This is a genomic window from Fibrisoma limi BUZ 3, assembly GCF_000296815.2.
Classification (GTDB): Bacteria; Bacteroidota; Bacteroidia; order Cytophagales; family Spirosomataceae; genus Fibrisoma; species Fibrisoma limi.
This window is the reverse complement of sequence record NZ_CAIT01000006.1, coordinates 1,847,714-1,860,861: the sequence shown is the minus strand read 5'-3', so window position 1 is coordinate 1,860,861 and position 13,148 is coordinate 1,847,714. Positions and strand designations below refer to the sequence as shown.

Genomic DNA, 13,148 nt, shown 5'->3' with positions numbered 1-13,148 from the left:
GGCTGATAAAGTCACCTTGTCCTAAGTTAACCTTATGCAGAAATCACTTTTTCTGGTTATATGCTTTCAGATGGCCATTGTGACGGCCCTGGCGCAGTCCTTTACCCTGAGTACTTACAAACCCAACGGGGATGGAAAAACCGACGATACCCCGGCCTTTAAGCGACTCTTTGCGGACGTAAAAAAAGCAAAGGGCGGCACCGTCACCATACCGGCGGGCACGTATTACCTAAGCGGGGTCGATTCCATCCAGATTCCTTCCAACACTGTCGTGATGGCCTATGGAGCCCAGTTTTATTTACCCAAACAGCTTGGCGACAAAGCCCGGATTGTGCTGTTCTCGGGCACCGATGTTGAGCACTTTTCGTGGTTTGGTGGGTATTTTCAGGGCTATTGTTTTGACCATCGCAGTCCGCCTAACACCTGGGAGCCTAACGTCAACACCCGTGTGTTTGTCATTCGGACGTCTCCGCAGGGACGCACAGACCAATTGCTGTTTCGGGACATCAGCTCCGAAAAAATAGCGGGAGCCGTGGTCACGGTGCTGGGCGTTCATAAAGATTCGCAACACCGGGAGGTGCTCAATTTCGCCACAAACGTTACCGTTGAGAACTGCACGTTTCTCAATACCGGGAAGTTCATGTGGGATTACGGTATGTTGTGGCAAATCATCGTTTTCCCGGAGATGTACACGGCGGCCGATCAGGCGATGGCCCGCCGGTATTTCCGCAATGATCTGATTCGGGAGGGCGTTCAACTAAAAGCGGGTCAGGATAAAGTATTCCTCAACAATCAGACTCGTACGATTCCGGTTAGTTCGTCCGATGCGCCCCAACAGGCTCTTTGTTTCTTCGGGAAAAATCTGCCGGGTAATCTGGTCCGTGGGAAACAGTACTTTGTGGTCGAGTCTGGCCCGGACTATCTGAAAATCAGCGGTCAGCCGGGCGGTAAACCAATCCGCTTCGATCAGAATGTGGAAGAGCGTATCTCGCTGATCTACAACCTGCACGAAGCCTACGCTTACCTGTACGCGCCCGTGGGCGCAGGCCCCGGCAAAGGGTGCATCGATTTAATGGGTTGCCGGAATACCCGCGTTCAAGGGTGTAAAATCTCGGCTTTGGGTGATGCGATGCATATTCACAGCAGCCAGAATAATCTATTTGCCAATAATCAAATCCTGGGGGCCAGAATGGGGGCATTCTTTCTGGCCGAATACTGCAAAAATTCGACTATCACCGGTAATACGGTCGATGGGACCAATGGGTCACGGGTCATTAGTATCGAACGATCCAACGAGGACGTGACCGTGATCGGCAATACGTTCCGGGGCGGTGGCCGGGGGAGCTGGATCAACCAGCCTAAAAACCTGATTATTCAGGGGAATATTTTTATTAATAACACGACCAAATGCGAACGTGACCCCTGGCGCGGTCGGCGCTCATTCAAAACGGGCGATTGGGAGAGCTATTCGGAAATGTATTTTACGACGTATGAGCCCAATGGTCGCTACGGGCCGGTGATCCTGCGAGACAATGTGTTTGTAACGGGTCCCGAAGCGAAAGGGGTCATTGAATTGTTCCCACATGGCAGCGATCTGCTGATCGAAGGCAATATCTTCAAAGGCGGTAACACGACCATTCTTCAGGGGGAAGACACTGACCTTACACTGACAAACAATCGAGGGGGCACCCTGCAACGCGTGCAACAAACCACAATGACGCATTAAATCCTGAACTACATAAAATCGATGAAAAAGAACCTGATTTTCGTTAGTGTGCAGCTCCTGGCTCTTGCCCTGACTCTATCTACTCTTGCACAGCCCAACTTGCCTAAGCGAGCCACCCCGCTCCTCAAAGCCGACTTATCCAATGCGCTGGACGAAAAAAAAGTCTGGCGTTTTGAAGATGGCATCTTGACGGCATCGGCCGACGAACAGCTCTGGACAAAGCAACAGTACGAGAACTTTGTGCTGGAGCTGGACTTTAAAATGAAAAAGCGACCAACAGTGGCGTGTTTGTATATGCCAGCGATCTGAAAAACTGGATGCCGTATTCGCTGGAGATTCAAATTGCGGACAATTTCGATCCGAAATGGGCCAATTCGCCCGCAAGCTGGCAGTGTGGGGCTTTGTTTGGGCTTCAGCCAGCCACCCAAAAAGTAGTGTTAAAAGCAGCACGTCTCTCCGAGCAGCAATTGGGTAATAGAGACAGCTTTTGTTTGCTCACTATTTCTACTAACTTTACTCAACACATTGAGTAAAGTTATGTTTCAGCGAAAAGAGCTATCCCTACTCCGTGGCCGGATGGACGAGCCGCGCCGGTTTATGCAAGTGCTGATGGGGCCTCGACAGGTGGGGAAAACAACCTTAGTGCGCCAGCTCATCCCACAGCTTCCCTTCCCCGCACAGTATGTTTCGGCCGATGCCGTCAGCGCAGCCAATGCCGCTTGGATTGCCCAGCAATGGGAAGCGGCCCGCTTCCAACTCCGTAATAGCGGTGATCAACAAGGGCTGCTGATCATTGACGAAATACAGAAAATTGACAACTGGGCCGAGCAGGTCAAGGCCGAGTGGGATCAGGACACATTTAATCAAATTCCGCTCAAAGTGATCTTGCTGGGATCGGCTCGCCTGTTACTCCAGAGGGGCTTGAGTGAGTCGCTGGCAGGTCGTTTTGAGCTACTGCCCTTGACCCATTGGAGTTTGGTTGAGATGGAAGCGGCTTTCGGCCTGACGGCAGATGAGTTTGTTTGGTTTGGGGGATACCCAGGGGCGGCTTCCTTAATTCATGAGCCGGACCGCTGGCGGGATTATGTCTTGAACAGTCTGGTCGAAACGACGGTCTCCAAAGATATCCTGATGATGACACGAGTGGATAAACCCGCCCTGCTGAGGCAGTTATTTGAGTTAGGCTGTAGCTACTCGGGCCAGATTCTGTCCTACACTAAACTGCTGGGCCAACTTCAGGATGCAGGCAATACAACGACCTTATCCCACTATGCCCAATTATTAGATTCAGCCGGCCTGTTGAGCAGTCTGGAGAAATATGCCGTTGACAAGGCCCGACAGCGGGGTTCAATTCCCAAGTGGCAGGTTCAGAACAGCGCCTTATTCAGCATCTTCTCGCCCTATACCTTCGAGCAGGTCCGAGCCAATCCGGTCGAATGGGGCCGTTGGGTAGAAACAGCGATTGGGGTTCATTTGAGCCGGGCCACCCAGCTAAGCAACCTAAAATTGTTTTACTGGCGGGAGGGCAACGACGAAGTAGATTTTGTCCTTCAGCGGAACAATCAGGTGGCCGGTTTAGAAGTGAAAAGTGGCCGTCGGCAGAGTGCGCCCGGCATGGTAACGTTTCAGCACAAAGTGCGTCCGCATAAGGTTGTGTTGGTTGGGCAAAGCGGCATTCCGTGGGTTGACTTTCTACGAGCCGATCCGCTGAGTGTATTCTGATAAAATATGCGAGCTCACTGTACTGACACATTCCCCCTTATTGACAGCACACTGTACTGACGAAATCATATTGAGAGTCAGTAATGGCGGAAAAATTCCTAAGCATGGCCATACATAGGGCTTTTTCTTACTGTGCTGCTTTTAACACTCCATTTTATCGATACAATCCACTCTTAGACTCACTTAGTTAGAGGAAATACTACAAGCGTCAGTTCGTAACATGAAGGTGTCATCTGGATCACGTTCAGCGATTAAGGGGGTTGTGTCCCAAACGTTATAGCTTTTGGCCTAAATCAACTAGGTGGTGCCTTGAGCCAGCGTCTACCTTTGATTTATTCAAAATCAGCCACTTACCACAAAACTACGACCACCATGCAATCGTACCAGTACACCCCCGTTTCGAACAATGCTTTCGCTCCATCTCTGATCGCAGCCACCTTCATCGCCAAACAGTTACTACTCTCCTCGCCGACGACGCTGATATTCCACTAACAACTTAAGGGGCTAAAATTGGTCAGTTCTTCTTGGCTTTTCTGAGCCCTTACTGCGCTATACTCGTCTTTCTCGTCTACTACCTCAATCTCCCTTTCTTCCATGAAAACGAACCAAATCCACTTTGCAAAAACCGGGCTAATGCTGATTATAGTCAATTGGGGCAGTCTTTTCAGTTGCAGCCAGCTAGCACCCCCACAACCCCATCCCAAGGATGAAATTTGTAAAGTGGCCTGGGTAGGGGCAGTGACACCAGGAGATAGCCAGAAAACCTGGCCGACAGACTCGTCAGTTGAAACGCCCTCAATACCGCACTTAACGCATGGGGATTAGAAATAACTTATCCATCACCCACTTTCCGGCTGGGCAGGAATGTTTCGGCTAGCGTGAGCGACCGGTTCGGACCAACGTTGGTCGGTAAAACTGCACGATTCCGGCTGTGACCATTAACGCCATCGGTACGTTCACTGGCGAACTGCGTCTGTTCCGGTTGACCTATAGCAGCGCTTTCGGCTGCAAGACCGTCAAAGTCACCCGCAACTGTATCATCGGCTCTGGAGAAGACCGCATCCGGCTTCTGCGTAACTAAACCGGTTGGATCTGCTCGTCAGCCTTGCCTTTGCTTAATTACTTGTTAACCTTTCTAAACACATGAAGATTAGGATCAACTCCCGCCAATTGCTTGCTTTGTTATTGCTTTTGGGAACTGCGACCACCTACGGGCAGGTGCTACCCACCCGGACTGACACCTATTTTCCGTCGAGCCCGCTCGGTTGTGCCAGTCATCAGGTTCACCCGGTCGAACGTACATTGTCAACACGAACCCGGTTGCCGGTTATCACTCACGTGGGAGAGGTGGTACTGACTACCGGTGTGCGGCTCCGGGGCCCTCTGAACTACCAGCTACTCACACATACGCTACGGGTTCAGCAGGCTAACGCCTGGCACACCTACCAGGCCGATCAGATACGGTATTTCGTCTACACCGACCGGACCGATGATCGGGTACATCATGTTACTGCTTTCACTGTACGTCTGGCATCGGGCGAACTCCAGACGCTCTTACTCGAAGAGTTGATGCCAGGCGCACCCATTCCGATGCTGCAACTGCCCTCGCCAAACGGTCGCCACGAGGCCATCAGCCAGGGGCTGCCTTTGCCCCGCGCAGCTAACTGGCAAACAAAGCAGCCCTGCTTTGTCTGGTTCGACGGGCGATTACTGGCTCCCGATGCCTTCGTCAGAACGGAAATTGATGCGTTGCTGACCATCGTTCCGCCATCCGTACAATACTGGGCCGCGGCTTACCCCCGCCCGACCAATCCTAAAGCGCTGTTGCACTGGCTGTCAGAGTTTGAATCTGAAATCAAGCGTGCTCGGTCCAACAATGAGACCTACTCAACACCAACCACGTATCCATCTGCTTATGGCTATGGACCAGGGACTGACATGAATCTGTAAATAGATAAAATTGGGAGTGCAGGAAGCCTCGGCTAGGTACCAATGCACTTATTCACAATCTGTTTAAACACGAAACCAGTAACACCCCTTCAATCACCTTTTTGTATGACTCCTTTTCTAACGACCGAACCTATTGCCGTTGCTCCGGCGAGGCCCGTTTCGCAAACCGAACGCATTCGGACCATCGACATGCTGCGGGGCGTAGCCCTACTGGGCATTCTGCTCATGAACATTCCCTTCTTTTCCATGGCTGACCGTTTTTCGGATGCCTTCCGCAACGACCCCACCAACGTCAATTTCTGGGTCAGTGCCGTCATTACGGTGCTCTTTGAAGGCAAAATGCGGGCGTTGTTCTCCATGATTTTCGGCGTTGGCATCATCCTGTTTGTAGCTCGAAAGGAACAAGCCGACCGGGCCGCGTTCGGCTTGTTTTTCCGGCGCATGGGCTGGCTAGTGCTGTTCGGCCTGATTGATTCGCACGTGCTGCTGTGGATGGGCGACATTCTGTATTTCTACGGCATCATCGGTGTGATTGCCTTCTGGTTCCGGAAAATCAAACCAGGCTACCTGGCGCTGGGCGTACTGCTGGTGGCCATTTTCGATAATGTGATGTACGTATCCTTTTATCAGGATATGCGCGACAAACGCCTGGCTTACCTAGCCGTTGAAAAGGTGCAGCAACAGGGGCAGAAACTGACTCCGGCTCAGGAGCAGACCGTCAAGGACTGGCAGGCCGTACAAGAATCGTTTTTGCCCAACAAAGCCGAAGTCGCCGAGCATACCCGACTGATGAAGTCGCCCAACTACTTTACGGTGGCTTCGTGTCATCGAAAAGAGGTATGGGATTCGCAAACCAAATACCTGATTTATGGCATCTGGGACCCACTCGCGCTGATGTTACTCGGCATGGCACTCTACAAATGGGGTTTCGTGACGGGCCAATGGACACGTCGGCGCTACTGGCAAACCATGCTGGTGGGCTACGGACTAGGCTTGCCGCTGGTAGTCTTCAGCTTTTATGCCAGCTACAGTCGGCATCTCGCCGATACGGAGGCCTTCGTCCGGTACATGGAACAGCATCCGGTTATCTGGACTGCCTTGATTTACCCCTTCCAGCGCATTCTGTTGGTGATGGCCCATGCCAGTTTAGTCATTCTGCTAATCAAATCAAACGCAGCGAAGGGGCTGCTGAACCGGCTGGGGGCAGTGGGCCAGATGGCTTTCACCAACTACGTGATGCACACGGTCATTTGTACGCTGGTTTTCTACGGCTACGGCCTGAATCAGTACGCCGAGTGGCAGTTCTACCAGCTTTACTTCTTAGTGGCAGCTATCTGGGTACTGCAACTGATTGTCAGCCCGATCTGGCTGCGGCATTTCTCTTTCGGCCCGCTTGAATGGGTTTGGCGTAGCCTGACCTACTGGCAACGGCAGCCCATGCGCCGAACGGTCTCTCCAAGTTGAAACCGCGGAAACCATAATTAAGCAACGCAATCCTCTTTTCATTTCCAATCACAATTTAAACCCCGGTGCGCCGGACCCCAACTTCCAATGAAACCCAAATTCCTTTTCCGCCTGCTGCCCGCTTTTATGCTGGCTCTGTCACTATCTGCTGCCGCCAACGCCCAGACCACCCCGCCGAAAGTCTATTCGGAGGTGTACTACCACAAACTCAAGCCTGGCCACACCTTCGCGGAGGCCCGCGCCGTCGAAAATGAGTTCAAGAAACTCCACCAGACCCAGGCCAACGAAGGGTTCATCCTGGGCTGGTACATGCTTGCCCTTGAAATGACCACCAACCCCGGCAAAGAGTTCGACTATGTGACAATCAAGGTTATGAGCAATCCGGCTTACTTTGACAACAGTTACCCGCAGAAATACTTCACTGCCGTGATGGGGGCCGATTACCAGACCAAACTCACTGATCTCTACAAGCGCATGGGCGAGGTGAAGGAAGTGGTGAAAACCGAAATCTGGGAGAACCTGGAAAGCGCGAGTGCGGCCGCCACTGTACTGCCTACGCCCGATAAATTCCCGGTCTGGCTCAATACTACATACAAGGCCAAAGAGGGGCAGTACGACGAGTACATGAATCGGGTCAAAAAGCAGAAGGCATACTCGCAGGAGCGGATCAACAGTGGCGACGGCGTTACCTGGAACTTTTCCGGGCTGATGTTGCCCTGGTCGGCGGAAAAGGCGTATGATTTCTCTTCGATCATCACCTTCCCAACCATGCAATCACTGCTCACTTCCTACGGAAATTCGGGCGAAGCGGCTTTTAAAAAAACGATGCCGGGCGTAGACATGAAGCAGTACTACAAAGAGCTTGAGGCCATGCGTACCGTGGGCCGGCAGGAAATTTATTACCTGCTGGAATACGCTGTCAGAAACCCGGCCGAAACAGCTAGAAAGTAGCCCCATAGTCCAGAGCCACGCCGAAATGGTGTGGCTCTGTCGGGAACAGTTCAGGAAGCTAATCAGCCCAGTTCCATCCAATTTTACTAAAGAGCGTGGGGTACAGTGACCGTCGAGAGTACGGAGGGTGCAGGCAGTACCTTTCGGTCACCAGTGCCAGTTTACATCGGCCTGTTCTGTCTCAAATCTTACAGCTTTTGTCCTAAATGGGATAGCCCCTTCTTTCGTGAACAGAATACCTTTGATCGAGTCAGCATCAGCCGATTCAGGGGACAGGTGTTTGGCTTAGTATATCCACCATCATACAATGCTGATTCATAAAGCTCATGAAACGTTACCTTAACCTTCTGATGCTATTACTGATCACGTTTTGCCTCCTGGCAACTGGTTATAACAACTCTTCCGTTAGTCCAATGCCCCCCTCCCCGGAGATACCGGCCAAATCCAGCGTGGGGCGGCAGCACAGTCCTGACCGCCAGGAACCAGGTTCACAATCAAAACCCATTCAGCACGTGGGCAGCCGTTCTCGCCAGCCCGACGTTTATAGGCTCCCGTATCAGTCGCTGGCGGCTCAGCGACTGATGCAAAACCCGGGCAGGGGAGTGCAGATTGAGTTGTCGGAGGATGGTCTCTGGCTTATCGTGCGTCCATACCAAAGCAGTTCCGATATGAGCGAACCACTGCTCGGGCAGGGAAAAGAAACACCTTCGGATTAACTAATTGTCGGCTACTGTCCACGGTAGATATGGGCTGCATAAATAACTTGAAACGGCCGGATTTGCCCGCCCCGCAAAGTGAGTAAACTATTGACTGCGCGAAAAAATGAAAACGCACTTTCTTATCATTCTATTGGCGTTACTGCCTCAACTGACAACTGCCCAAACGACCAATCAGATTATGGTTGGGCACATCGATAGTCTTCAATCCAAAATCCTGAGAGAAAAACGTAAGATCTGGGTGCACCTACCCGAAAGTTATAGTACCGGAGTTTACGCCAAACAACGCTATCCGGTGGTGTATCTGCTCGATGGCGACGCTCATTTTTCGTCCGTGGCGGGCATGATTGATTATTTGAGTTCGCGGGGTAATGCGCTTTGTCCCGAAATGATTGTAGTCGGCATCCTCAATACAGACCGGATGCATGACCTGACCCCCGGCGTACCCAGCGACACGATCATTCGCAAGTTTATGCCAACGGCGGGCGGAGGGGAAGCTTTCACCTCGTTTATCGAAACGGAGCTGATGCCCTACATAGAGGCCCATTATCCAACCCAGCCCTATAACCTGTTGATCGGCCATTCGCTGGGTGGGCTTATGGTGGTCAATACCCTGCTGCACCGTCCGAAGCTCTTCAACGCCTACATTGCCATTGATCCCAGTATCTGGTGGGAAGCCGGTAAACTGCTTGCCGAAACGAAACAAGCATTAGCCAGCAAAACCTACCCGAATCAGGCGTTCTACCTCGGTTTCTCCAATCTTAAGCCGGCAGAGATGAGCCTGGAGCAGGCCCGCACCGATACGACCGACCGAACAAAAAGTATCCGCCAGTTACTGACGCTGTTGGATGCATTAACGACCAACAAACAAAACGGCCTACTGGCTGACGGTAAGTTCTACCCTGACGACGACCATTTGTCGGTCCCGCTGATTACGGAGTACGACGCCATCCGGTTCATGTTTAGCCGCTATAAGATGCCGTTCAGCCAGGAAGAGCTGTTTAATCCGGCATTCAATACCGATTCGGCATTTGTGGCTCATTACAAAGAAGTCTCACGATGGATGGGCTATGCCATGCTTCCGCCCGAGTCGCTGGTAAACCAATGGGCCTATACGTACCTCCAGAACGGACCAGTTTTTCAGGCGAAGGCAGAAGCGTTGTTCAGGGCCAACCTAAAAAACTACCCTCAAAGTCCCAACGTCTACGACAGCATGGGCGATTATTACCTGGCGCAAAAGGATACGACTAACGCCATCGCCAACTTTAAGAAAGCCCTTGCCTTAAAAGAAATTACTGAAACCCGAAAGAAGCTGACCGATTTACTGGCTAAAACCAGCCCCGTGCCCGTGGCTAATAGGCCGAAAAATAAGCTTTAAAATCACTCAATAGTGTTCTTTCCGGCGAATGCACGGGTCCAAAAAAGCGAACAACTCAAAATCGTACAACACCCTGACTATGAGTAAATGTCTATCTCTTTTTAGCGTCTATCTGGCTTTAAGTCTGACCACCTTTGCCCAGCCTGCTCCTCGTGCCCGAGACCTCGGTATTCCATTTACCGGAACGCCCGGAAAGTTCAACGCCATTACCGATGTAAGCGGGGTACAGGTCGGCTACAGTACCATCATAGCCGGGCAGGGAAAAAACATTCGTGGCAAAGGGCCCGTCCGGACGGGTGTTACGGCCATACTGCCCCGGGGCCGCATGAATAATCCCGTTTATGCCAACTGGTATACCCTGAATGGCAACGGGGAAATGACCGGTACCACCTGGATCACCGAATCGGGATTCCTGGAAGGGCCGGTGATGATTACCAACACCAACAGTGTGGGTGTCGTGCGCGACGCGGTGCTCAAGTGGTACGTCAAAACGGGCTGGTACAAAGAGTATTTCTGCACCTACCCGGTGGTGGCCGAAACCTATGACGGATTCCTAAATGACATCTACGGATTCCACGTCAAGGAGAGTCATGCGTTTGAAGCACTCGACGGGGCGAAAAGCGGCTCCATTCAGGAGGGCAATGTCGGGGGCGGCACGGGCATGATGTGTCTGGGTTTTAAAGGGGGCACCGGCACGGCTTCGCGCGTGGTGAAGGTGGGCGATTCGACATACACGCTTGGCGTACTAGTTCAGGCCAATTTTGGGGCTAAACGGAATCTGACCATAGCGGGTATTCCGGTCGGGATAGAGCTGAAGGACACGCTGAATTATGAATTCAAAGCACCGCCTTCGTTCCAGCCGGGCGACGGGTCAATCATCGTCGTGGTGGCAACCGACGCCCCTTTGCTACCCCATCAACTGAAACGAATCGCGGCCCGGGTTCCGCTGGGCATCGGCATTGTGGGTGGCCGGGGGGAAAACGGCTCGGGCGACATCTTTCTGGCGTTCTCAACGGCTAATCCGGGCGCTTTTCAACGGGATGCGTTTACTCAAGTTGTCGAGCTGCCTAATGACCGCATCAATCCACTTTTTGACGCGACGGTACAGGCGGTTGAAGAGGCTGTCATCAACGCGATGGTAGCGGCCGAAACGATGGAAGGCATCAATGGCAACAAGGCGTACCGCCTACCCCACGAAAGCGTGCGTAAACTCCTGAAAAAATATAACCGATGAAACCTTGTCTCGGTCTCCTCCTGCTGGTCCTCGCTCCATTGCTATTATTCGCGCAAGCGACCCTGCCAGATTCATTCACTGCCCTGCAGACACAACTGGCAACTCAGCCCGACTCCATCCAAATGGAACGACTACGCGATTTTGTGCAGGCCAGGATTGACCACGGCGTGTTCCCCGAAGCGGTGGCCGCCAATCAATTCATGGTAGCGATGGCAGAACGAACCGGAAACCGCCTGTTTCTGGGTCAGGCGTACGTCTCGGCGGGCGATATCGCCAAAAGTGAGGGCAACCCTTCCCAGGCGATTATTCAGTTTCAGCGGGCGGTATTACTCTACCGGCAACTGGGTGAATGGCACCGGCAGGCGAGTACGCTGGGGCGCATCGGCGGAACGTACGTCGACATCCAAAATTTACCTTTAGCCGAAGAATATTATAATCAGGCATTGACCGTGGCCCAAAAGCATGACCTGAAGCGCGACATAGCGTATGCCTATGGAGACCTGGCGACGGTGTATGACCTCCGCAAACAGCATTCTAAAGCCCTTTGGTTCAATGCCCAAAGCATCAGTATTTCTAAATCCATCGGTGCCGACTATTCGGTAGCGATGTTCAATCAGGGTATTTATTTTAAAAATGCGGGCCGTTACCGCGAATCGGTATCCGCCTATCAGCAGGCATTACAATGGGCCAAAGCCCATCAAGATACGTATATGGAAGAATATATCTATCTTAATCTGCCTAATACGCTGCTGTTGCTGAACCGTCCCGACGAAGCCGAACACTATACGCAACTGGCTCTCCAATCCGTACGGAGTTTCCCCAATCAGGAGCGGCATCTCCAGGAAATTTATGAAACCCTGACGACTATTTACGAGAAAAGAGGGCAGTATCAACAAGCTCTGGACTATCATAAGCAGTGGGTAGTCCATCGCGACAGTGTGTTCAATGCCGAAAAAAGTCGTCAGTTAGTCGAAGCCGAAACCCGGTTTCAGACCCGCGAAAAACAGCAGCAGATCCAACGGTTAGACGAAAACAATCTGCGCCAGAAACAACAACTACAGTGGCTGATCGGGGGCGTTTCGCTGCTGGTCCTGTTGTTAGGGATTATGGCTTGGCAATACCGCGCCCTTCGGCGGGCCAATGAGCGGGTTAATCAGACACTGAACGAACTGCAACGAACGCAGGACCAGCTGATTCAGAAAGAAAAAATGGCCTCACTCGGCGAGTTGACAGCGGGTATTGCCCATGAGATTCAGAATCCACTCAACTTCGTCAACAACTTCGCCCAGCTAAGCGTGGATTTGGCCCGTGAACTCCAGGAGGAATTCGATAAAGTGTCTATACCCGCGGCTGACAAGGCTTACCTGGGCGATATTGTGCAGGATTTAGCCAGCAATCAGAGCAAAATTAACCAGCATGGGCAACGGGCCAGCAGTATCGTTAAAGGCATGCTCGAACACTCCCGCGCCGGTTCGGGCGAACCTCAACTCACCAACCTGAATGCGTTAGCCAATGAGTATCTGCGCATGGCCTACAGTGGCTTCCAGGCCAAGGATAAACAGGGTTTGACCAGTGATAATCCGGCGGATCGAGACCCATTCAATTCCCAATTAATAACCGACTTTGAGGCCGATCTCGCGCCCATTGAACTCGTCCCGCAGGACATGGGGCGGGTGTTGTTGAATCTGTATAATAATGCGTTTTACGCCGTCCGTGAGCGACAAAAGCAGGCGGGGGACGATTACCATCCCACGATCCGGGTCAGCACAAAACGGCTCAAGAATAAGATCGAAATTCGGGTGCAGGACAATGGCACAGGCATTCCCGATTCCATCAGAGCTAAGATTTTCCAGCCGTTTTTCACCACCAAGCCTACCGGTGAGGGTACGGGGCTGGGCCTATCGTTGAGCTATGACATCGTGACGAAGGGGCATGGGGGGACGCTAGCGGTGGAGAGTGTAGCGGGTGAGGGGACGGAGTTTACGATTACATTATTGATTTAAGACC

At 52.2% G+C, this 13,148-nt stretch carries 12 protein-coding genes; all 12 read left to right on the top strand.

Translation table 11 applies throughout. From position 1 onward, the window contains the following. Nucleotides 1-34 precede the first annotated feature (34 nt). The 12 genes from BN8_RS15565 (at nt 35) to BN8_RS31825 (ending at nt 13,144) form a co-directional block, all read left to right on the top strand. On the top strand, nt 35-1,726 hold the full coding sequence (locus BN8_RS15565; RefSeq protein ID WP_009282862.1) for a right-handed parallel beta-helix repeat-containing protein: 1,692 nt from the start codon (nt 35-37) through the stop codon (nt 1,724-1,726). A gap of 21 nt (nt 1,727-1,747) precedes the next feature. After that, on the top strand, nt 1,748-2,035 hold the full coding sequence (locus tag BN8_RS15560) for a LamG domain-containing protein (RefSeq protein ID WP_009282861.1): 288 nt from the start codon (nt 1,748-1,750) through the stop codon (nt 2,033-2,035). Further along, nucleotides 2,011-2,259, top strand: a complete 249-nt coding sequence (locus BN8_RS33330) for a protein of unknown function DUF1080 (protein ID WP_009282860.1) — start codon at nt 2,011-2,013, stop codon at nt 2,257-2,259. Before BN8_RS15560 ends, BN8_RS33330 begins: the two co-directional genes overlap by 25 nt. 4 nt (nt 2,260-2,263) lie before the next feature. Further along, nucleotides 2,264-3,448: an ATP-binding protein gene (locus BN8_RS15555; protein ID WP_009282859.1), complete on the top strand. Its 1,185-nt coding sequence runs from the start codon at nt 2,264-2,266 to the stop codon at nt 3,446-3,448. A gap of 931 nt (nt 3,449-4,379) precedes the next feature. Continuing rightward, nucleotides 4,380-4,529, top strand: a complete 150-nt coding sequence (locus tag BN8_RS33325) for a hypothetical protein (protein ID WP_009282858.1) — start codon at nt 4,380-4,382, stop codon at nt 4,527-4,529. 62 nt (nt 4,530-4,591) lie between these two features. After that, nucleotides 4,592-5,398, top strand: coding sequence for a hypothetical protein (locus tag BN8_RS15545; protein ID WP_009282857.1), 807 nt, complete (start codon nt 4,592-4,594; stop codon nt 5,396-5,398). Nucleotides 5,399-5,503: 105 nt separating this feature from the next. Continuing rightward, entirely contained in the window at nt 5,504-6,862 is a 1,359-nt protein-coding gene (locus BN8_RS15540; protein WP_040005852.1) for a DUF418 domain-containing protein, read from the top strand. A gap of 87 nt (nt 6,863-6,949) precedes the next feature. Next, nucleotides 6,950-7,813 carry a hypothetical protein gene (locus BN8_RS15535; RefSeq protein WP_009282855.1) on the top strand — a complete coding sequence of 288 codons (864 nt, stop codon included), beginning with the start codon at nt 6,950-6,952 and terminating at the stop codon, nt 7,811-7,813. Between the two features lie 413 nt (nt 7,814-8,226). Beyond that, on the top strand, nt 8,227-8,529 hold the full coding sequence (locus tag BN8_RS15530) for a hypothetical protein (RefSeq protein WP_040005851.1): 303 nt from the start codon (nt 8,227-8,229) through the stop codon (nt 8,527-8,529). A gap of 106 nt (nt 8,530-8,635) precedes the next feature. Continuing rightward, the gene (locus tag BN8_RS15525) at nt 8,636-9,907 is read left to right on the top strand and encodes an alpha/beta hydrolase-fold protein (protein WP_009282854.1); all 1,272 of its coding nucleotides are present in this window, start codon (nt 8,636-8,638) and stop codon (nt 9,905-9,907) included. 79 nt (nt 9,908-9,986) lie between these two features. Next, nucleotides 9,987-11,141 carry a DmpA family aminopeptidase gene (locus BN8_RS15520; protein WP_040006137.1) on the top strand — a complete coding sequence of 385 codons (1,155 nt, stop codon included), beginning with the start codon at nt 9,987-9,989 and terminating at the stop codon, nt 11,139-11,141. Next, nucleotides 11,138-13,144, top strand: a complete 2,007-nt coding sequence (locus BN8_RS31825; protein WP_009282852.1) for a tetratricopeptide repeat-containing sensor histidine kinase — start codon at nt 11,138-11,140, stop codon at nt 13,142-13,144. Before BN8_RS15520 ends, BN8_RS31825 begins: the two co-directional genes overlap by 4 nt. Nucleotides 13,145-13,148 lie beyond the last annotated feature (4 nt).